17 protein-coding genes are annotated in these 21,334 nt (G+C 66.8%); 12 read left to right on the forward strand and 5 right to left on the reverse strand.

The features are described 5' to 3' along the window. Positions 1–41: 41 nt before the first annotated feature. The 3 genes from WT16_RS16145 to WT16_RS16155 all read left to right on the forward strand — a co-directional run bounded on the left by WT16_RS16145 (position 42) and on the right by WT16_RS16155 (position 2,402). On the forward strand, positions 42–872 hold the full coding sequence (locus WT16_RS16145) for a DUF1835 domain-containing protein (protein WP_063533683.1): 831 nt from the start codon (positions 42–44) through the stop codon (positions 870–872). A gap of 39 nt (positions 873–911) precedes the next feature. Beyond that, positions 912–1,511 (forward strand): TetR/AcrR family transcriptional regulator, encoded by a 600-nt coding sequence (locus WT16_RS16150; RefSeq protein ID WP_015601996.1) that lies wholly within the window; start codon positions 912–914, stop codon positions 1,509–1,511. A 243-nt stretch (positions 1,512–1,754) separates the two neighbouring features. Continuing rightward, positions 1,755–2,402, forward strand: a complete 648-nt coding sequence (locus WT16_RS16155) for a GNAT family N-acetyltransferase (protein ID WP_009913862.1) — start codon at positions 1,755–1,757, stop codon at positions 2,400–2,402. A gap of 107 nt (positions 2,403–2,509) precedes the next feature. Here WT16_RS16155 and WT16_RS16160 read toward each other — a convergent pair whose 3' ends face one another. After that, entirely contained in the window at positions 2,510–3,025 is a 516-nt protein-coding gene (locus WT16_RS16160) for an Lrp/AsnC family transcriptional regulator (RefSeq protein WP_006023758.1), read from the reverse strand. A gap of 151 nt (positions 3,026–3,176) precedes the next feature. Between WT16_RS16160 and hppD the strand changes: the two genes are divergently transcribed. Next, positions 3,177–4,274 carry a 4-hydroxyphenylpyruvate dioxygenase gene (hppD, locus tag WT16_RS16165; RefSeq protein WP_006023759.1) on the forward strand — a complete coding sequence of 366 codons (1,098 nt, stop codon included), beginning with the start codon at positions 3,177–3,179 and terminating at the stop codon, positions 4,272–4,274. 148 nt (positions 4,275–4,422) lie between these two features. On the opposite strand, the gene WT16_RS16170 is transcribed toward hppD, so the two are convergent. Continuing rightward, positions 4,423–4,620 carry a hypothetical protein gene (locus WT16_RS16170; protein WP_063533684.1) on the reverse strand — a complete coding sequence of 66 codons (198 nt, stop codon included), beginning with the start codon at positions 4,618–4,620 and terminating at the stop codon, positions 4,423–4,425. A 324-nt stretch (positions 4,621–4,944) separates the two neighbouring features. Here WT16_RS16170 and WT16_RS16175 point away from each other — a divergent pair, with 324 nt between their 5' ends. Next, positions 4,945–8,529: an indolepyruvate ferredoxin oxidoreductase family protein gene (locus WT16_RS16175; RefSeq protein WP_063533685.1), complete on the forward strand. Its 3,585-nt coding sequence runs from the start codon at positions 4,945–4,947 to the stop codon at positions 8,527–8,529. Positions 8,530–8,701: 172 nt separating this feature from the next. On the opposite strand, the gene WT16_RS16180 is transcribed toward WT16_RS16175, so the two are convergent. Continuing rightward, positions 8,702–10,972, reverse strand: coding sequence for an NADP-dependent malic enzyme (locus WT16_RS16180; protein WP_063533686.1), 2,271 nt, complete (start codon positions 10,970–10,972; stop codon positions 8,702–8,704). 257 nt (positions 10,973–11,229) lie between these two features. Next, positions 11,230–12,345, reverse strand: coding sequence for an ISAs1 family transposase (locus WT16_RS16185; protein ID WP_063533687.1), 1,116 nt, complete (start codon positions 12,343–12,345; stop codon positions 11,230–11,232). A 415-nt stretch (positions 12,346–12,760) separates the two neighbouring features. Between WT16_RS16185 and WT16_RS16190 the strand changes: the two genes are divergently transcribed. The 7 genes from WT16_RS16190 to WT16_RS16225 all read left to right on the forward strand — a co-directional run bounded on the left by WT16_RS16190 (position 12,761) and on the right by WT16_RS16225 (position 20,207). Continuing rightward, positions 12,761–13,447, forward strand: a complete 687-nt coding sequence (locus WT16_RS16190; protein ID WP_006023763.1) for an orotate phosphoribosyltransferase — start codon at positions 12,761–12,763, stop codon at positions 13,445–13,447. A 337-nt stretch (positions 13,448–13,784) separates the two neighbouring features. Beyond that, positions 13,785–14,360 carry a YbhB/YbcL family Raf kinase inhibitor-like protein gene (locus WT16_RS16200; RefSeq protein ID WP_171845256.1) on the forward strand — a complete coding sequence of 192 codons (576 nt, stop codon included), beginning with the start codon at positions 13,785–13,787 and terminating at the stop codon, positions 14,358–14,360. A gap of 106 nt (positions 14,361–14,466) precedes the next feature. Beyond that, on the forward strand, positions 14,467–15,042 hold the full coding sequence (locus WT16_RS16205; protein ID WP_006023766.1) for a flavodoxin family protein: 576 nt from the start codon (positions 14,467–14,469) through the stop codon (positions 15,040–15,042). 147 nt (positions 15,043–15,189) lie between these two features. After that, complete coding sequence (gene argC / locus WT16_RS16210; protein ID WP_063533872.1) at positions 15,190–16,134, forward strand: N-acetyl-gamma-glutamyl-phosphate reductase; 945 nt, start codon at positions 15,190–15,192, stop codon at positions 16,132–16,134. 477 nt (positions 16,135–16,611) lie between these two features. Continuing rightward, a complete protein-coding gene (locus WT16_RS16215; RefSeq protein WP_063533688.1) occupies positions 16,612–17,985 on the forward strand; it encodes a DUF2957 domain-containing protein in 1,374 nt (457 codons plus the stop codon). Between the two features lie 121 nt (positions 17,986–18,106). Further along, entirely contained in the window at positions 18,107–19,357 is a 1,251-nt protein-coding gene (locus WT16_RS16220) for a DUF2957 domain-containing protein (protein WP_006023770.1), read from the forward strand. A 19-nt stretch (positions 19,358–19,376) separates the two neighbouring features. After that, positions 19,377–20,207: an OmpW family outer membrane protein gene (locus tag WT16_RS16225; protein WP_006023771.1), complete on the forward strand. Its 831-nt coding sequence runs from the start codon at positions 19,377–19,379 to the stop codon at positions 20,205–20,207. A gap of 184 nt (positions 20,208–20,391) precedes the next feature. Here WT16_RS16225 and WT16_RS16230 read toward each other — a convergent pair whose 3' ends face one another. After that, positions 20,392–21,330, reverse strand: a complete 939-nt coding sequence (locus tag WT16_RS16230; protein WP_009913870.1) for a LysR family transcriptional regulator — start codon at positions 21,328–21,330, stop codon at positions 20,392–20,394. Positions 21,331–21,334: the final 4 nt, after the last annotated feature.

Below are 21,334 nucleotides of genomic sequence, written 5' to 3' on the forward strand. Positions count from 1 at the left end.
GCCGGCTTCCCGGCGGCTTTTCTCATGTTGACGACAGGCCAATGAGCACCATCCACGTGACCATGGGCGGCTCCGCCGCCGCTTCTCTTCGCATCGCGCTCGCCGACGCGGGCCGCGACGAAAGCGTCGTCGGGCTGTTCGACGATCTGTCGGTCGGCCCGCTGCGCGGCGCGGACGACACGCCGGACGTGCGCGCCGCGTTCTGGGAGCGCGCGATCGGCGATGTGCAGCAGGACTGGATCGCCGGGCTCGGCGACGACTTCGCGAAGCTCGAGACGCTCGCGGCCGGCACGGGCCAGGTCGTCGTCTGGCACGCGCACAGCGTCGCCGATCAGTTGATGCTGCGGCGCGTCGCCTACCACCTGCGCAATGCGCCGCAGCGCCTCAACGAGGTGCGGCTGTCGAGCGCGGACATCGACGATCCGCAGTCGTGGGTGCGGTTGCGCGCCGACCAGGCGACGGCCACCGGCATCTTTTCGCCCGCCCGGTTGCTCGCGAAACTGCCGGAGGCGGCGCCGATCTCGGTGCTGCGGATCAGCCGGCTCGCGCTCGAATGGCAGGAAGCGAAGCAGACGAACGCCGAGCTGCGCTACTGGATCTGCAACACGTTCAAGAGCGGCCATTACGCGGACATCGACGCGCTCGTGCTCGAGCACGCGCCCGACGAATGGGGCCCCGCCGCGCGCACGGTCGGCGCCGTGATGGCGTTCGCCGACCACGGGCACCTGTTCGTCGGCGACGTGATCGCGTTCTGGCGCTGCCGCGAGCTCGCGGCGGCCGGCCGCATCGAGCTGCAAGGCGACGCCCGATCGATCGACGACCTGAGAACGGCGACGCTGCGCACGACGCCCGCCATCGCCCTCCCCCGCTAACCCGCCCCCGCTTCACGCACCGAACACGCACCGAATCACATGGCCCGCACCCGCGCCCCCGACCACGAATCCCAGCGCGAGCAGATCCTCGATCTCGCCGCCGCCAAGTTTGCGCAGACGAGCTACCCGAGCACGTCGATGACCGACCTCGCGAACGCGAGCGGCACGTCGAAGGCGCGCCTCTATCACTATTACGAAGGCAAGGAAGCGATCCTCTTCGACCTGCTCGACCGCTACACGAAGCGGCTGATGCTGATCATCGCCGAGGTCGAGGGCGCGAGCCAGCGGCGCGGGCTCACCGAGCGCGAGGCGTTCGCTGAGCTCGTGCGCGCGTTCCTTGCCGAATACGAGACGTCGCACAGCCGCCATGTTGCGCTGCTGAACGACGTGAAGTACCTCGAGGACACGCAGCGCCAGATCATCCTCGACCGCCAGCGCGACATCGTCGCCGCGTTCTCGCGCCAGCTCGCGCGCGCGTATCCGGAACGGATCTCGAAGGACAACCAGACGCCCGTGACGATGATGGTGTTCGGGATGATCAACTGGACGTTCACGTGGCTGAAGCCGGGCGGCCGCCTCGGCTATCGCGATTTCGCCGAGCAGGTGATCGGCATGATCGAGCGCGGGCTCGGTAGCTGAATCGTCTGATTTATTGCAGAGCAGCAAGCGTTGCGCCAGCGTAACAGTGCGATGCTTTGCTCACATCCTTGTCAAGGATCATTTAAATATCAATAAAATCAAATACTTACACTCAGCAATCGGTAAGTTTAGAGCTTGACCTCGACTCAAATATCCGGGTTTTCCCCAATCTCCGCACGGCCGTTCGGTTAAAATTGCGCTGCAATGCACAAATCAATGTGCGGTCTTTTTGAGGAACCTACGATGAACAAGCCAGACCTTCGCCCTGCCGAGTCGGTCGGCATCGCCGGTCCCGCGCCAGTTCTCGTTCGGGAACTGGCTTCCGGCGACCGCCAGCAACTGCTCACCCATTTTCTCGCGCTCGACGAGGACGATCGGCTGCTGCGCTTCGGCCAGGCGGTGCCCGATCACGTAATCGAGAACTACGTGCGCACGATCGACTTCGGCCGCGACACCGTGTTCGGCGTGTTCGATCACGCGCTCGAATTGATCGGCGTCGGCCATCTCGCATACTTGCCCGCGGAAGGCGACAAACGCACCGCCGAATTCGGCGTGTCGGTGCTCGAACGCGCGCGCGGCCAGGGCGTCGGCTCGAAGCTGTTCGAGCGCGCCGCGATCCGCAGCCGCAACACGCACGTGACGACGCTCTACATGCACTGCCTGTCGCGCAACGCGACGATGATGCACATCGCGAAGAAATCGGGAATGCGCATCGAGTACGCGTACGGCGAAGCCGATGCGTATCTGTCGCTGCCGCCCGCCGATCACTCGACGATCATCGCCGAGATGATGCAGGAGCAGGCGGCCGTGTTCGACTACGCGCTCAAGCGCCAGGCGCGCCGCGCGACGCAGATCTTCGAATCGCTGCTGCCCGCAGGCCTCACCGCGTAAGCGCTTCGCCACGCACGAACGAGAACGGGCGGCCCACGACGGGACGCCCGTTCTTTTTTGGCCATTCGGCCGATGCCGGCCGCTCGGCCGACGCGCCACATCCGCATTCAGCGGATCGGCAGCGCGGTCGTCTCCTTGAAGCGTTCGAGCGAGAAGCTCGTCTTCACGTCGATCACCGACGGATGGTGCAGCAACTGCTCCTGCATGAAGCGCGAGAAATGCGCCATGTCCTCGACCTGCACGCGCAGCAGATAATCCATGTCGCCTGTCATCGCGTGGCACGCGACGACTTCCGGCCACGCCTGCACCGCCGCGCGGAACAGCTCGGCATGCGTCGCGCCGGCGCGCGCGGACGTCTCGTCGCCGCGCGCGGACGCAACGCCGCCGCGCTTCTCCAGCCGCACGCTCACGTACGCGAGCAGATCCAGCCCGAGCTTCTGCGGATCGAGAAGCGCGACGTAGCCGGTGATCACGCCCATCTCCTCGAGCCGGCGGATCCGCCGAAGACAGGGGCTCGGCGACAGATTCACCCGCTCGGCGATGTCCTGGTTCGACAAACGCCCATTCTCCTGAAGAATCGAAAGAATGCGCCGGTCAATCGCATCCAATTCCACGCGCGCCATTTCCTGTCTCCCTGCTTGTTCGTGTGGACGAGAAATTGCGCAAGCGTAGCGTTGCACGACCAAGTTCGCAAGTTTCCACCCGGCCCGCCCCGCTACACTTTGCCGCAGACACTCATCAAGACGCATGCCCCGCCGGGGGCTAGGAGACGCCATGCAAATCCCCACCTGGGACAATCCCGTCGGCACCGACGGCTTCGAATTCATCGAATACACCGCCCCCGATCCGAAAGCGCTCGGCCAACTGTTCGAGCGGATGGGCTTCACCGCGGTCGCGCGCCACCGCCACAAGGACGTGACGCTATACCGCCAGGGCGACATCAACTTCATCATCAACGCGGAACCGGATTCGTTCGCGCAGCGCTTCGCGCGGCTGCACGGGCCGTCGATCTGCGCGATCGCGTTCCGCGTGCAGGACGCCGCGAAGGCATACCGGCACGCGCTCGAGCTCGGCGCGTGGGGCTTCGACAACAAGACGGGGCCGATGGAGCTGAACATCCCGGCGATCAAGGGCATCGGCGACTCGCTGATCTATTTCGTCGACCGCTGGCGCGGCAAGAACGGCGCGAAGCCGGGCGCGATCGGCGACATCAGCATCTATGACGTCGACTTCGAGCCGATTCCGGGCGCCGATCCGAATCCGGTCGGCCACGGCCTCACGTACATCGACCACCTGACGCACAACGTCCACCGCGGCCGCATGCAGGAATGGGCGGAGTTCTACGAGCGCCTGTTCAACTTCCGCGAAGTCCGCTACTTCGACATCGAGGGCAAGGTGACGGGCGTGAAATCGAAGGCGATGACGTCGCCGTGCGGCAAGATCCGGATTCCGATCAACGAGGAAGGCTCGGACACGGCCGGCCAGATCCAGGAATACCTCGACGCGTATCGCGGCGAAGGCATCCAGCACATCGCGCTCGGCGCAGCCGACATCTACAAGGCGGTCGACGGGCTGTGCGCGAAGGGCGTGACGCTGCTCGACACGATCGACACGTACTACGAGCTCGTCGACCGCCGCGTGCCGAACCACGGCGAGCCGCTCGACGAGCTCAGGAAGCGCAAGATCCTGATCGACGGCGCGCACGACGATCTGCTGCTGCAGATCTTCACCGAGAACCAGATCGGGCCGATCTTCTTCGAGATCATCCAGCGCAAGGGCAATCAGGGCTTCGGCGAAGGCAACTTCAAGGCGCTGTTCGAATCGATCGAGCTCGACCAGATCCGCCGTGGCGTCGTGCAGGACAAGGCGTAAGCGCGGCGCGCGGGGGCCGCACATGGCCCGATGGACGGCGCGATGAGCGGTCCCGCAAAAGAAACGGGCGGGAATCTTCGGGATTCCCGCCCTTTCGCAATGGCGTTGCCGACCGTCACGCGACGGACCGGCGATCGCCCGCCGCGGCTTACTTTTGCGTCGCGCCGCGCCCGTTCGTCACGACGCTCGCGAACGCCGGCGCATCCACGCCGGCCGTCGCCGCAAGCTGCAGCATCCGGGTGCTCGCCGTCGCCAGCACGCCCGCACCTTCCGAGCGCGCCGGGCCGCTCATCGCGAAAAACGCGGCCGACACCATCAGGAAATTCTGGATATTTCGAGTCTTCATTGCATTGCACCTCCATTGCAACCGTCCGGCGCGCGATGCGCGGCGCGGGCACGAACCCGCGCCGCCCGCGCAACCGGACAGGGCCCTAGAGCCTAACGGCAAACGCGTCGCGGGGCGCGCCGTTTTACATGCTTTTACAGCCTGTAACGCATTGATTCCTCACGTTTTCGGGTCGCACACCGGCTTTTTTTGACACGCGGCGGCGGGTTTTTCCCAGTGCTACCATCGAACGAAACCCGCCAATATTCGGGCCGACCGACGCGTCCACAAGACGCCGACGCGCCGATAGTTTTGGCGATCCCTAACCGGGTGAGGAGACACTGCATGAACGCCCCGCTAGACGCAGGCCAGCGCGCATCGCTCGAAGCCGCGCTGCAATCCGTCACGCTAGACGACAAATACACGCTCGAGCGCGGCCGCGCGTACATGAGCGGCATCCAGGCGCTCGTGCGCCTGCCGATGCTCCAGCAGGAACGCGACCGCGCGGCGGGCCTCAATACCGCCGGCTTCATTTCCGGCTACCGCGGCTCGCCGCTCGGCGGGCTCGACCTGTCGCTGTGGAAGGCGAAGCAGCATCTCGCCGCGCACCGGATCGTGTTCCAGCCCGGCCTCAACGAAGACCTCGCGGCGACGGCCGTCTGGGGCACCCAGCAAGTCAATCTGTATCCGGGCGCGAAGCATGACGGCGTGTTCGCGATGTGGTACGGCAAGGGCCCGGGCGTCGACCGCACGGGCGACGTGTTCAAGCACGCGAACTCGGCCGGCTCCGCGCCGCACGGCGGCGTGCTCGTGCTCGCGGGCGACGACCACGCGGCGAAATCGTCGACGCTCGCGCACCAGTCGGAGCACGTCTTCAAGGCGTGCGGGCTGCCCGTGCTGTTTCCGTCGAACGTGCAGGAATATCTCGACTTCGGGCTGCACGGCTGGGCGATGAGCCGCTATTCGGGCCTCTGGGTCGCGCTCAAGTGCGTGACGGACGTCGTCGAATCGTCGGCTTCCGTCGACATCGATCCGCATCGCACGCAGATCATGCTGCCGACCGATTTCGTGATGCCCGACGGCGGCCTGAACATCCGCTGGCCCGATCCGCCGCTCGTGCAGGAAGCGCGCCTCCTCGATTACAAGTGGTACGCGGCGCTCGCTTACGTGCGCGCGAACAAGCTCGACCGCATCGAGATCGATTCGCCGCACGCGCGCTTCGGCATCGTCACGGGCGGCAAAGCGTATCTCGACGTGCGCCAGGCGCTCGTCGACCTCGGCCTCGACGACGAAACCTGCGCGCGGATCGGCATTCGCCTCTACAAGGTCGGCTGCGTGTGGCCGCTCGAAGCGCAAGGCGCGCAGGCGTTCGCGCGCGGGCTCGACGAGATCCTCGTCGTCGAGGAAAAGCGCCAGATTCTCGAATACGCGATCAAGGAAGAGCTGTACAACTGGCCGGACGGCCAGCGCCCGCGCGTGTTCGGCAAGTTCGACGAAAAGGACGGCGCGGGCGGCGAATGGTCGGTGCCGATGGGCAACTGGCTGCTGCCCGCGCATTACGAGCTGTCGCCTGCGATCATCGCGAAGGCGATCGCGACGCGCCTTGACAAGTTCGAGCTGCCGTCCGACGTGCGCGCGCGGATCGCCGCGCGCATCGCGGTGATCGAAGCGAAGGAGACCGCGCTCGCGAAGCCGCACGTGAGCACAGAACGCAAGCCGTGGTTCTGCTCGGGCTGCCCGCACAACACATCGACGACCGTGCCCGAAGGCTCGCGCGCGATCGCGGGCATCGGCTGCCACTACATGACGGTCTGGATGGACCGCAACACGAGCACGTTCAGCCAGATGGGCGGCGAAGGCGTGGCGTGGGTCGGCCAGGCGCCGTTCACCGACGAGAAGCACGTGTTCGCGAACCTCGGCGACGGCACCTACTTCCACTCGGGCCTCCTCGCGATTCGCGCGGCGATCGCGTCGAAGGCGAACATCACCTACAAGATCCTCTATAACGATGCGGTCGCGATGACGGGCGGCCAGCCGGTCGACGGCGTGCTGACGGTGCCGCAGATCACGCACCAGCTCGCGGCGGAAGGCGCGAGGAAGATCGTGATCGTCACCGACGAGCCGCAGAAATACGATGGCCGCACGTCGCTGCTCGCGCCGGGCGTGACGATCCACCATCGCGACCAGCTCGACGACGTCCAGCGCACGCTGCGCGAGATCGAGGGCACGACGATCCTGATCTACGACCAGACCTGCGCGACCGAGAAGCGCCGCCGCCGCAAGCGCGGCGCGTATCCGGACCCGGCGAAGCGCGTCGTGATCAACGAAGCAGTGTGCGAAGGCTGCGGCGACTGCTCGGTGCAGTCGAACTGCCTGTCGGTCGAGCCGCTCGAGACCGGGTTCGGCACGAAGCGGCAGATCAACCAGTCGACTTGCAACAAGGACTTTTCGTGCCTGAAGGGCTTCTGCCCGAGCTTCGTGACCGTCGAAGGCGGGAAGCTGCGCAAGCCGAAGGCGGTGTCGGTCGACGCGAGCGCGCTGCTGCCGGTTCCCGAGCCTGCGCTGCCCGCGATCGGCCGCGCGTACGGCGTGCTCGTCACGGGCGTCGGCGGCACGGGCGTCGTGACGATCGGCGCGCTGCTCGGGATGGCCGCGCACCTCGAAGGCAAGGGCGTGACGGTGCTCGACGTGACGGGCCTCGCGCAAAAGGGCGGCGCCGTGATGAGCCACGTGCAGATCTCGCACGCGCCCGCCGACATCCACGCGACCCGCATCGCGATGGGCGAAGCCGATCTCGTGATCGGCTGCGACGCGATCGTCACGGCGGGCGACGAATGCACGTCGCGGATGCGCCACGGCGCGACGCGCGTCGTCGTCAACAGCGCGAAGACGCCGACCGCCGAGTTCATCAAGAATCCGAAGTGGACGTTCCCCGGCGCGAGCGCCGAGCTCGACATCCGCGCGGCGGCGGGCGACGCGGTCGATCTCGTCGACGCGAACCACTTCGCGGTCGCGCTGCTCGGCGACGCGATCTACACGAACCCGTTCGTGCTCGGCTACGCGTGGCAGCGCGGCTGGCTGCCGCTCGCGTACGCGTCGCTCGTGCGCGCGATCGAGCTGAACGGCGTGCAGGTCGAGCAGAACCGCGCGGCATTCGAATGGGGCCGCCGCGCCGCGTTCGATCCGGCGAGCGTGCGCGCCGCCGCGGCAGGCGATGCGCAAGCCGGCGCAACGGTGATTTCGCTGCGCAGCACGAACCACGCGATCGACGCGCTGGTCGCGACGCGCGTCGAGCATCTGAGCGCGTACCAGAACGCCGCTTACGCGGCGCGCTTCTCGGCCGTCGTGGGCAAGGTGCGCGAGGCCGAGCGCGCGCTCGGCGCGGACACCGCGCAGGAACCGCTCACCGACGCGGTCGCGCGCAATCTGTACAAGCTGATGGCTTACAAGGACGAGTACGAGGTCGCGCGGCTGCATGCCGATCCGGCGTTCGTCGCGAAGCTCGCCGAACAGTTCGAAGGCGACTGGAAGCTCAGGTTCCATCTCGCGCCGCCCCTTTTCGCGAAGAAGGACGCGCACGGCCGCCTCGTGAAGAAGCCGTACGGGCCGTGGATGATGCCGGCGTTCCGCGTGCTCGCGAAGCTGAAGTTCCTGCGCGGCACCGCGTTCGACGCGTTCGGCCGCACCGAGGAGCGGCGCACCGAGCGCGCGCTGATCGGCGAATACGAGACGCTCGTGCAGGAGCTGATCGGCAGCCGCCTCACGCACGACACGCTGCCGCTCGCGGTCGAGCTCGCGAGCCTGCCGGACGGCATTCGCGGCTACGGGCACGTGAAGGAGCACAACCTGCGCGCGGTGCGCGCGAAGTGGGCGCAATTGCTCGCGCAGTGGCGCTCGCCGGAGGGCGGGCAAACGCGCAACGTCGCGTGACGGATCGCGCGCGGGGCCGTTCGCCGAGAAAAAGAAACAAGGCGGCCGCCCGACTGAACCGCCCGCAAGTTGAGCCCCCACTTTGGGATACGGTTCGGCCGAGCGGCCGCCTTTTGCCGCGCGCCACCGCGCGCCGCCGGCTGGAACGGCCCGCGGCGCGCGCTTTCGCGCGTTACTTCATCTGAACGTTCGCCGCGGCGACGGCCGTCATGTTGATGATCCGGCGCACGGTCGCGGCCGGCGTCAGGATGTGCACGGGCTTCGCCGCGCCCAGCAGGAACGGGCCCACGGTCACGCCTTCGCCGCCGACCATCTTCAGCAGGTTGTACGCGATGTTCGCCGCCTCAACGTTCGGCATGATCAAGAGGTTCGCCTCGCCCGTGAGCGTCGTGCCCGGGAACGCGGCCTTGCGGACCACTTCGGACAGCGCCGCGTCGCCGTGCATTTCGCCGTCGACTTCAAGGTCCGGCGCGCGCTCGACGATCAGCTTGCGCGCTTCCGCCATCCGGCGCGACGACGCCGACGGCGCGCTGCCGAAGTTCGAGTTCGACAGCAGCGCCGCCTTCGGCGTGATGCCGAAGCGCTCGATCTCGGCCGCGGCCTGGATCGTCATGTCGGCGAGCTGCTCGGCGCTCGGCTCTTCGTTCACGTAGGTGTCGCACATGAACAGGTTGCGGCCCGGCAGCATCAGCAGGTTCATCGCGGCGAAGTGCTCGGCGCCCTTCGCGCGGCCCAGCACCTGCTCGATGAACTTCAGGTGGCTGTGATACGTGTCGATCATCCCGCAGATCATGCCGTCCGCGTCGCCGAGGTGCACGAGCATCGCGCCAATCAGCGTGTTGAACTTGCGCAGCGCGGCCTTCGCGACCTCCGGCGTCACGCCGTCGCGCGCGCCGATCTCGTGATACGCCTGCCAGCACTGCTGGTAGCGCGGATCGTCTTCCGGATTGACGACTTCGAAGTCGACGCCGCCGACGAGCTTCGAACCGATCTTCTTCAACCGCATCTCGACGACCGACGGCCGGCCGACGATGATCGGCTTCGCGATCTTCTCCTGCAGCACGAATTGCGCGGCGCGCAGCACACGCTCGTCCTCGCCCTCGGCGAACACGATGCGCGCGGTCTTCGTCTTCGCGGTCGCGAACACGGGGCGCATCACCATGCCGGTGCGATAGACGGTCGTGCCGAGCTGCTCGCGGTACGCGTCCATGTCGGCGATCGGGCGGGTGGCCACGCCCGAATCCATCGCGGCCTGCGCGACGGCGGGCGCGATCTTGATGATGAGGCGCGGATCGAACGGCTTCGGAATCAGGTATTCCGGGCCGAATTCGAGCGAATGGCCTTCATACGCCTTCGCGACTTCCTCGCTCTGGTCGGTTTCCTGCGCGAGCCCGGCGATCGCGCGCACGCACGCGAGCTTCATCTCCTCGGTGATCGTCGTCGCGCCGACGTCGAGCGCGCCGCGGAAGATGAACGGGAAGCACAGGACGTTGTTGACCTGGTTCGGATAATCGGAGCGGCCCGTCGCGACGATCGCGTCCGGACGCACCGCCTTCGCGTCTTCCGGGCGGATTTCCGGCTCCGGGTTCGCGAGCGCGAGGATGAGCGGCCGGTCCGCCATCGTCTTCACCATGTCCGGCTTCAGCACGCCCGCGCTCGAGCAGCCGAGGAACACGTCCGCATCGCGAATCGCGTCGGCGAGCGTGCGCGCGTCGGTCGCCGCCGCGTAGCGCTGCTTCGACGGATCGAGATTGCCGCGCCCTTCATAGATCACGCCCTTCGAATCGGCGACGAGCACGTTCGATTTGGACAGGCCGAGCTTCACGAGCAGGTCGAGACACGCGATCGCCGCCGCGCCCGCGCCCGAGCAGACGAGCTTCACGCCCGACAGATCCTTGCCGACCACCTTCAGGCCGTTCAGGATCGCCGCCGACGCGATGATCGCGGTGCCGTGCTGGTCGTCGTGGAAGACGGGAATCTTCATCCGCTCGCGCAGCTTCTGCTCGATGTAGAAGCACTCGGGCGCCTTGATGTCCTCGAGGTTGATGCCGCCGAGCGTCGGCTCGAGCATCGCGATCGCCTCGACGAGCTTGTCCGGATCGGACTCGGCGAGCTCGATGTCGAACACGTCGATGCCCGCGAATTTCTTGAACAGGCACCCCTTGCCTTCCATCACGGGCTTCGCGGCAAGCGGGCCGATGTTGCCGAGGCCGAGCACCGCGGTGCCGTTCGTCACGACGCCGACCAGGTTGCCGCGCGACGTGTACTTCTGCGCGTCGAGCGGATCGGCGTAGATTGCATCGCACGCGGCCGCGACGCCGGGCGAATACGCGAGCGACAGATCGAACTGGTTCGACAGCGGCTTCGTGGGCGTGACCGAAATCTTGCCGGGTTTCGGATTCTGGTGATAAGCGAGAGCGCTTTGCTTCAGTTGTTCATCCATGATTGACCTGCGAGAGACATGCGTAATTTTGAAGACTCAGTACCGAGCACCGGAAGCCGCGGATGCGGAAATCGAGGGGATGGTCGACTGCGGCGTCCGTCGCGCGCCGGATTGGCGCGGCTTCGAACCTTGGCGGGTGGCAAGCGGGGAGTACAAAGCACCGAGCGAATCTTAGAGGGTCGCTTAGTGTACACCCCGCGCAGGCGCGCCAGTTGCTGCGGCGCGGCAGCCCCAGGGCTTCCGCATGAAGAGGCATGTCAGGCAAGGCCGAGGATGGAGTCACGCATAGCGGTATCCCATGCGGCGAGGTTACGGATGTTCTTCAGGCTCACCTTCTTGGGCTGCCGACTCTGAGCCAGCCGGGCGAGATTGAGTGTGATCTTGCGCAGACTGGCCATGTTGCGGGCGGCCAGGGTGTCGCGGATCAGGCTGGCATCCTCGCCCCACGAGACATCGAGGACCCAGTGCAGTTGGTTTTCGATGCCCCAATGAGCACGGATGACCGGAGCCATCTCAGTTGCTTTCACCGCTTTCGAGCTGATGTAGTAACAGCGCTCGGTCGTCACTTTCTCGCCAATCTGGCGTGTGCGCTCAAGCATCACCAGCCGCTGGAGACCCGCCCAGTGCTGTCCTGTCCCGCTCAGCCACGCCACATCATCGCTGACCCGGCAAACCCGGGTCTCCAGCCGCCCGTGGCCTTTGTCATGTTCGGTGTGCTCCCAGTACGAGCTTTCGAGCTTGCCGTCCTGGGCAGCCGCAAACCACTGGCGCACGCCTTCGGCCAGTCGCGGCTGATTGTCCTTGACCGCCAGAACGTAGTCGGCCCCGGCCTCCACGATCGTGCGTGCGATCTCGTGCTGCGTGCCGATCGCGTCGATCGTTATCGTCGCGCCCTGCAAATCGAGCGCGGCCAGCAATTCCGGGATCGCCGTGATCTCATTGCTCTTATCGGCCGTGCTCACTTGCCCGAGGCTCAAGCCGTTGTTCGAGCACCATGCCGACACCAAATGCAGCGCCGCATGCGTGCCGCTACGGTTGCCGCGCACCGCCTTGCCGTCAATCGCCACATGCTGGCCAGCCAGCGCCGGACACAGTTGCCCGACCCAGTCGATGAAGCAGCGCTCAAACGCTTTCGCACTGAGCGCACCGAATACCCGGCGAAACGTATCGGGCGACGGCACGCCGTTCTCATACGCCAGATGGCTACGCAGCCAAGCAAGCTGCGTGCGGCCCCACAGTGTCATCGTTTCCCAGTCCTCCACGCCGCACAGCACCGCGCACAGCGCCGCAAACAGGACTTCCTCCAGCGGATAACGGCAGGCGCGGCAGCGCGGGTCTCGCAGTTCGGCAAACGCGTCCATGATCGTTGGCATCTCTCGTCCGGCAAAAATCGAGAGTAAACCTGAGACGCCAAATGTTTACAACAACCTTTTCCGCTCTCAGCCTTGATTCATGGGGGCCTTCATGCGGAAGCCCTGGCGGCAGCCCGTCGTTTCGGCGTACTGCCTTTCATCGCCGCAAGCCGGCGGAAAATCCGCGCGCGCGCCACGCTCGCCCGGGCCTCGCGAGGCGGCCGTCCGGGCGCGGAAAATCTGCCGCCGCCGCGCCGCCGGGCGTCTCGAAAAACCCGCAAATCGGGTAAAATAGCGGGCTACGCGCGCAGCGAAGCGGCTCGACGCCGGCGGTCATCGCCCATGTCGGCCCGCCCCCGGCCCTCGCGGCGGGAATCACGCGAGCTGCGCCACCGGGCCCGCGCCCGCCCCTCGCTCATCACCAAGGAACGCCCTCATGACAGGCTTCGATCGTCAGACGATCTCCGACACGACCGCCAAAATGCTGCTCGAAGTGCAAGCGGTGCACTTCAACGCCGACAAGCCCTTCATCTTCACGTCCGGATGGGCGAGCCCCGTCTACATCGACTGCCGCAAGCTGATCTCGTTTCCGCGCGTGCGCCGCGGCCTGATGGAAATGGCCGAGGCGACGATCCTGCGCGACGTCGGCTTCGAGCAGATCGATGCGGTCGCGGGCGGCGAAACCGCCGGCATCCCGTTCGCTGCGTGGATCGCCGACCGGATGATGCTGCCGATGCAGTACGTGCGCAAAAAGCCGAAGGGCTTCGGCCGCAACGCGCAGATCGAGGGTTATCTGCAAGAAGGCTCGCGCGTGCTGCTCGTCGAGGACCTGACGACCGACAGCCGCAGCAAGATCAACTTCGTCAATGCGCTGCGCACCGCGGGCGCGAAGGTGAACCACTGCTTCGTGCTGTTCCACTACGACATCTTCAAGGAAAGCGTGTCGGTGCTGAAGGACATCGACGTCGACCTGCACGCGCTCGCGACCTGGTGGGACGTGCTGCGCGTCGCGAAGGCGTCGGGCTACTTCGAGACGAAGACGCTCGACGAAGTCGAGAAATTCCTGCACTCGCCGGCCGAGTGGTCGGCCGCGCACGGCGGCGCGACGGGCGCGCAGGAGTAACGCGCCCCGCATCGCCCACGCTCGCTCGGCCCGCCCGGCCGACGCAACGAACCGCCCGCCGTCGTCGACCGCGGGCGGTTTTTTTTCGCACGCGCAGGCGGCGGTGGCGGGGCCGCGCGCGCCGGCCGGCCGTCGGGGCGCTGCCGCGGCCCTGTCGCCGGTCCTATGCGCCGGTCCGTCGCGCGAAGTTGACGCGACCGCGTCCGCCATGCGTCCCCTAATGCTAGACTTCCCCCTCATATTCGGGTTCGAGCATCACATCTCGACCACGATCGGCGCCGGGTCGCCCCGGCACAACTGACGGGAGAAGGGCCATATGCGTGTGGGTCGCCGAGTCGTGCCGCGAGGTTCGTCCCGTCGTCTGCTCTCGCTCGCCCTCGCCTGCGTTTCCGTTCTCGCGCCGACCGGCGGCTCGCACGCGCTCGCCGAAGACGCATTCACGCTGACGAGCGACGATCTGCGCCCCGGCGGCCGGGTCGGCGCGCCGCACGTGTTCAATCAAGGCGACTGCAAGGGCGGCAACCGCTCGCCGCAGCTCGCGTGGCGCAACCCGCCGCCCGGCACGAAGGGCTTCGCCGTCACGATGTTCGATCCCGACGCGCCCGGCCGCGGCTGGTGGCACTGGGCGGTCGCCGGGATTCCGGCGAGCGTCTCGAGCCTGCCCGCCGACGCGAGCGCATCCGGCTTCCTGCGCAAGCTCGGCGCGGCCGAGGCGCGCAACGACTTCGGCGTCGACGGCTACGGCGGCCCGTGCCCGCCGCCCGGCAAGCCGCACCGCTACGTGATCACCGTCTACGCGCTGAAGGCAACCGACCTGCGCGTCGCGACAGGCCGCCCTGCGCAGATGTTCGACCACGAGATCGGCACCGAGTCGATCGGCTCCGCGCAGCTCGTCGTCACATACGGCCGCTAGTCTGCGGCGAGGCGCTGCGCTGCGAACAGTCATCGTCCGCCGCGCTGCCCGCCCCAGCGCGCGCGGCTTCGTCGTCTCGTCGTCGTCTCATCTTGGAGAAACAGACATGTCGAATCTCGTCATCGTTTATCACAGCGGCTACGGCCACACGAAAAAGCTCGCCGAATCGGTGCTCGCAGGCGCGCGGGAAGCCGGCGCGAACGCGCGACTCGTCGCCGTCGGCGATCTCGACGACGCCGGCTGGGCCGCGCTCGACGCGGCCGACGCGATCGTCTTCGGCGCGCCGACCTACATGGGCGGCCCGTCGGCCGACTTCAAGAAGTTCGCCGACGCGACGTCGAAGGCATGGTTCGGCCAGGCATGGAAGGACAAGATCGCGGCGGGCTTCACGAACTCCGCATCGATGAACGGCGACAAGTTCTCGACGATTCAATATTTCGTCACGCTCGCGATGCAGCATGGGATGGTGTGGGTCGGCACGGGCCTGCTGCCCGCGAACACGAAGGCGGCGACTCGCAACGACATCAACTACGCGGGCGGCTTCACGGGCCTGCTCGCGCAATCGCCATCCGACGCGTCGCCGGACGAGGCGCCCTCGGATGGCGATCTCGACACCGCGAAGGCGTTCGGCGCGCGCGTCGCGGCGGCGACTGCCCGCTGGCTCGCCGGCAACGGCAAGTGAAATCGCCGCACGATCCAGCCCTTTGCCGGATCGTGCGGCGACACGGGCTTTTTTCGGCCGAACCGGTTACGGCGTCGCGCATCACGTCTTAAAATGATCGCTTTTCCGCGGCCGCACGCCGCGCCGCCCCGATCCAGCGAGAGCGAGATGAGCACGAAAGTTTTTGTCGACGGCCAGGAAGGCACGACCGGTCTGAAGATCTTCGAATATCTGTCCGCGCGCAGCGACATCGAGATCCTGCGCATCGACGAAGCGAAGCGCAAGGACATCGACGAGCGCCGCCGCCTCATCAACGCATCGGACGTCACGTTCCTGTGCCTGCCCGACGTCGCGTCGCGCGAATCGGCGACGCTCGTCGAGAACCCGAACACGACGCTGATCGACGCGAGCACCGCGTTCCGCACGAGCGCCGACTGGGCGTACGGCCTCCCCGAGCTGAACCGCGCGCAGCGCGAGCGCATCCGCGCCGCGAAGCGCATCGCGGTGCCGGGCTGCCACGCGTCGGCGTTCGTGCTCGCGATGCGTCCGCTCGTCGACGCGGGCGTCGTCGCGCCGGACTTCGCCGCGCACAGCTACTCGATCACGGGCTATAGCGGCGGCGGCAAGAAGATGATCGCCGATTACGAAGCGGGCGGCGCGAAGCTCGCGAGCCCGCGTCCTTACGCGCTCGGCCTCGCGCACAAGCATCTGCCGGAGATGGCCGCGCACACGGGCCTCGCGAGCACGCCGATCTTCACGCCGATCGTCGGGCCGTTCTACAAGGGCCTTGCCGTCACCACGTACTTCACGCCGAGCCAGCTCGCGAAGCGCGTGACGCCGCACGACGTGCAGCGCGTGCTCGCCGAGCATTACGCGGGCGAGGCGTTCGTGCGCGTCGCGCCGTACGACGCGGCCGAGAATCTCGACGACGGTTTCTTCGACGTGCAGGCGAACAACGGCACGAACCGCGTCGACCTGTTCGTGTTCGGCACCGCGGAGCGCTTCGTCACCGTCGCACGGCTCGACAACCTCGGCAAGGGCGCGTCGGGCGCCGCGATCCAGTGCATGAACCTCAACATCGGCGCGCCCGAAAACACGGGGCTCGCGCGCTGAACGACGCAGGGCTTGCAGTGCGAGAGAAGCCGGCCCGGGTGGCCGGCTTTTTCATTGCATAGAATGGAAAACGAAAGTTATTTAAATATTGTCACGGCGCTAACAGATATTTACAAACTTTCATTTCCATCCAAAAATAAATCCCGGAATTTCCAAAAGCATCGTGATTATCCCGAATAGGGATTTACCCGATACGCGCGCTTTAAACGAATGATCCAGTGCGCGATCCCGCGCACAAAACCCTGTAAAAACAAGAGTCTCCCTGTCCGCCCGGACAAATTTCAAACGCCCGTCTCGTTTTAATTCACCGCCTCCGGCCACTCATTTCGGGAGCCCGAATACAGTCAATTGTTTAAATCGCCCGGGTTAGACGGTTCCGTCAATTGACAGCGGAAAACGACGCGGCCAAATTAGCCCAACACAATTAAACACATTGGAGACAGAGGCATGTCGGACGCCTTTTCGAAAGGGGTGGCAATGGCCATAGCCCTCGCCCCTTTGCTTGCCGCTTGTAGTGGAGGGGGCGGCGGCACCCCGGCTCCCATCGACGCGCCGCAATGCTCGGGCTCGAGCTGCGGCGTTCAGGGTCCGCCCAGCTCGAGCGCGGGCAACACGTCGCTCTGTCCCGCGAACGCGGACATCGGCAGCAGCACGTATCTCGGCGGCGCCGGCGGCGGCGAGGTCGTGAGCGTGAACATCAACGCGGCCACGATGACGTACACGCTCAAGTGGCTCGAGTCTCCGATTCCGCTCGCCACCGGCACGGTCACGCCGACCCGCGCCGGCACGACGATCACGGGCAGCGTCGCGCATCCGCCCGCGGGCACGCTGCCGACCGCCGAGCAGACGCGCTGCGCGTTCGTGCTGATGCCGGGCAGCGGCACGGCGCCCGCGACGAACTCGACGTACTCGACCGCGGCTGACTTCAACCAGGAGAACCCGCCGATGATCCTGATCGGCTTCGGCGTCGCGGGCGGCGGCATTCCGGGCGCGACGATCCAGTACAGCGGCCTCACGATCATCCCGGGCGTGCTGCAGAACATCGGCCAGGTGCCGCAGCGCCATTTCGACTTCTATCCGTTCCTCGGCTTCGCGAGCACGACGACCGATCTGTCGAAGCTGCCGGGCACGTACAACGCGCTCCTCTACCACACGGTGCCGTCGAGCAACTACGCGGCGAAGGCGACCAACTCGAACGAGACGTTCGATGCGAACGGCGCGTGCACGTCGACGAGCGCGTCGGGCTGCATGACGACCGGCAATCCGTGGACGGCGAGCGGCAACGGCTACTTCAACAGCACGCAGGCGCCGCAGATCCTGCCGCAGACGCAGTTGCCGCTCATTGGCGCGACCGGCAAGTCGGCTGTCGCGCACATGGTGCTCGGCCAGTTGAACGGCGCGACCGTGCCCGTCGTCGTGCGCACGGGCAACGTGAACCTCGGCACGCCGCCGCTGCATCTCGACGCGCAAGTCGACGACGAATCGGGCATCGCGGTGCTCGGGCTCGCGAAAGCGATCGCGTCGGGCGGCATCGACGGCGGCTACGCGGGCGCGGACTCGAACTTCAAGTACACGGCGACGGTGATCAAGGGCACGACGGCCACGTTCGTGAACCCGGGCACGCAGCAGGCGGAAACGGGCTTCACGCTCGACTACGGCCAATCGACGCCGGGCCTGCTCGGCGTCACGACGGCCGACACGTCGGCGCCGGGCTTCGTGATCGCGAGCGGCGGGCTCTATGCGGCGCTGATCCAGGGCACCGTCAACGGCGGGATCACGCAGAGCTCGGCGATCGCCGGCCAGACGCCGTCCGCGCCGTATTTCGGCGTCGGCGCGCAGGTCAGCAAGTAACGAGACCCGCACGCGCGGCCGGCGCGCATTGCGCCGGCCGCGCCGCAGCGGGCGAGATCGAGAGCGGCCGACAGGGAGCCGGCCGCCGGATAAAGACAATTGTGGAGTTTGGAGGAGCAACATGAAGCAGCAGAACCTGATCCTGGCGATGGCCTGCGCCGCGCCCTTTATCTCGGCGTGCAGCGGCGGCGGTGGCGGCGGCGAATCGCAGCCGCTCGTCGAGGCGGCGCTCTGCCCGTCGTCGGTCGACTACAACACTGTCTACACGGGCGGCGGCGGCGACGGCGAGCTCGTCAAGCTGCAGATCGACACGACGAAGATGACCTGGCAAATCACCTTCGTCGAATCGCCGGTTCCGAAGACGACGGGCACCGCCGCGCCGACGCGCGCCGGCACGACGCAAAGCGGCACGCTCACGCAGGAAACGCTGCTGCCGACGCAAAAGCTCAACAACTGCGCATTTCGCCTGAACGGCGCGAGCCTCGATCCGAATCGGCCGGCGCGCATCTTCCTCGGCATGGGCATCGTCGGCGGCACGATTCCGGGCGCGGAAATCCAGTATGGCGGCCTGCTCGGCCAGGGCGCGATTCCCGACACGAAGTTCCCGTACTACCCGTTCATCGCGTTCTCGTCGCTCGAGACGAACATCGCGAATCTCGCCGGCACGTATAGCCAGCTCGGCTACGGCCAGGTCCCGTCGCAAAATTTCGCGCCGACGACGATCGACGCGAAGGTGACGATCAACCCCGACGGCACGTGGAGCCGCTGCGACACGACGGGCATCTACGCGGGCGCCTGCCGGCAGCCGGGCACGAACCTCGCGCAGTCGGCGGACGGCACGGGCGCGTTCGAGACCGATCACTACCAGGGCCAGGTGAAGCCGACGCTCGCGACGATTCCGCAGGCGAAGGGCTTCGTCATCGTCGGCAAGCTGCGCAACCAGCTCGTGCCGGTCATGATCCGCACCGGCGTCGCGAACCCGAACCCGACGCCCGACGCGAACGGCGTGCCGGGGCTCACCGCCGACGACGAATCGGGCATCTCGATCCTCGCGCCGCAGACGGCGATTGCGGTCGGCTCGCAAAACGGCGAGTACATCGGCGTCGACAGCCAGTTCGACTACCGGACGACCGCACTCGTCAACGCGCAGGCGACGCTCCTCGATCCGTTCCAGGCGTCGCAGGCGTCGCTCGCGACGGCGCTGAACCTCGACTACGCGCAAGCGGTGCCGGGCACGGTCACGTCGACGCACGTCGGCGCGAGCAGCACGACGCCGACCGGCAAGTTCATCTTCACGGGCGGGGTATTCGGCTTCCTCGACATGTCCAACTCGTCGTCGCCGTACTTCACGGTCGGCGCGTTCGTGCAGTAACCGACGCTCGGGAGGCCTCATGAAAAAAGCACTCTGCGCGGCGCTCGGCGTCGCGGCGCTGACGCCGCTCGCCGCGCACGCGCAAAGCGCGGGCAGCAACGTCGTCACGCTCGGCTGGTTTCACGTGATGCCGCAGCAAAGCAGCACGCCGCTCACGACGAACGTCGCGCCGACGCCGATCAACACGCCGCTGCGGCTGCCGCCGACGTTCACGTCGGCGGGCACCGGCCTGTCGACGAGCGGCGCGGACACGGTCGGCCTGACCGTCAGCCACTTCCTGACCGATCACATCGCGGTCACGTCGGTGGCGGGCGTGCCGCCCGTCTTCAAGGTGTCCGGCCACGGCACGATCACGCCGCCCGGCCCGGCCGGCGCGCTCGGCACGCAGAACATCGGGCTCGGCCCGGTCAATCCGATCGTCAAGAGCGTGCGGCAGTGGAGCCCCGCCGTCGTGTTCCAGTACTACTTCGCGCAGGCGAGCGCGAAGTTCCGGCCGTTCGTCGGCGTCGGCGTGTCGTACAACTGGTTCAGCGATCTGCAACTGAACACGAACTTCATCAAGCAGACGCAGGACAACCTCGGCGCGATCCTCGCCGCGGGCGCGGGCAAGCCGGGGGTCACGCAGGTGTCGGCGAAGGCGTCGTCGTCGTGGCAGCCGGTATTCAATGCGGGCCTCACGTACAACATCACCGATCACTGGGGGCTCGTCGCGTCGGTCACGTACATCCCGCTGAAGACGACGTCGACAGTGACGATCAAGGCGGCCGACGGCACGACGCTCGCCGAGTCGAAATCGGACCTGAAGGCCGATCCGATCATCAGCTACGTGGCGGTGTCGTACAAGTTCTGACGACGAAGGGCCGCCCGCGCGGCTTGGCTCCGGGTTCGCGCGGGCAAAAAAAAGCCCGCCTGAAGAGGCGGGCTGAATCCATATCAGAGGAGACATGGAGGAGACGGTTCGGACTATACAGGTTTGTTTGACGCAATGCAACATTTCCTTCGAGAAAATACGGATTTTCCCTCGAATGCTGGTTCTAATTCGCCGGCATTTCTGCTTCGCCGCCTAATCGCCGGCTTCTTTCCGCCTCCAGCACGGCAACGAGCCGCTCGCGCAGCAGCTCGACCGGCCGCATCAGCCGGCCCGGCAGCACGCCGTGCACGAGCCACACGTTGATCCCCGGCTCGACATCCGCCGTGTCGACGATCCGCAGCGCACCGCGGTGCGGACTGCGCGCGAGCGCCGCCGCCGACGCGATGCCGAGCCCCGCGCCGCGCGCGACGAGCGAGAGCTGCAAATCCGAGCCGAACGCTTCGACCGCGACGTCGAACGGCAGCCCGGCTGCGCTGAACGCGCGGCTCAGCGCCGAGCGCATCCCGCAGCCATCCTGGCTCAGCACCCACGGGTAGCGCGCGAGCGCGTCGAGCGGCAGCGGCCCCGGCGGCAACGCGAAGTCGCGCGCAGCGACGAGCACCGTCGGCTGCACGCCGAGCAGCGTCGACACGAGCGTTTCCGGCATCGGAAAGCTCGCCGGCATCATCACCGCGGCGGCGTCGAGCGCCGCACGCTCGACGTTTTGCAGCAGCGCCGGCGACCAGCCGGCCGTGATCCGCAGCGTGAGGCGCGGAAACGCGTCGCGCAGCCGGTCGATCGGCCCTTCGAGCGCGAGCTCCGACAGAAACGGCGGCACGCCGATCCGCAGTTCGCCCGCCGGCTCGCTGCCGGGCGAGGCGACGGCGAGCAGCTCGTCGACCGAGCGCAGCACGTTGCGCGCGAGCGCATAGACTTCGCGGCCCGCCGCGGTAGGCTTGAGCGGCTTGCTCTGCCGATCGAGGAGCGGCACGCCAAGCGTCGTCTCGAGGTTCTGCACGCGCCGCGTGAGGCCGGGCTGCGTCAGATGGAGCCTGGTCGCGGCGGCCACCATCGAGCCGCTGTCGACGACCGCCACGAAGGCTTGAAGATCACGCGTATTCAAAACA

The sequence above is a fragment of the Burkholderia sp. MSMB1589WGS genome, assembly GCF_001636105.1.
GTDB lineage: Bacteria > Pseudomonadota > Gammaproteobacteria > Burkholderiales > Burkholderiaceae > Burkholderia > Burkholderia humptydooensis.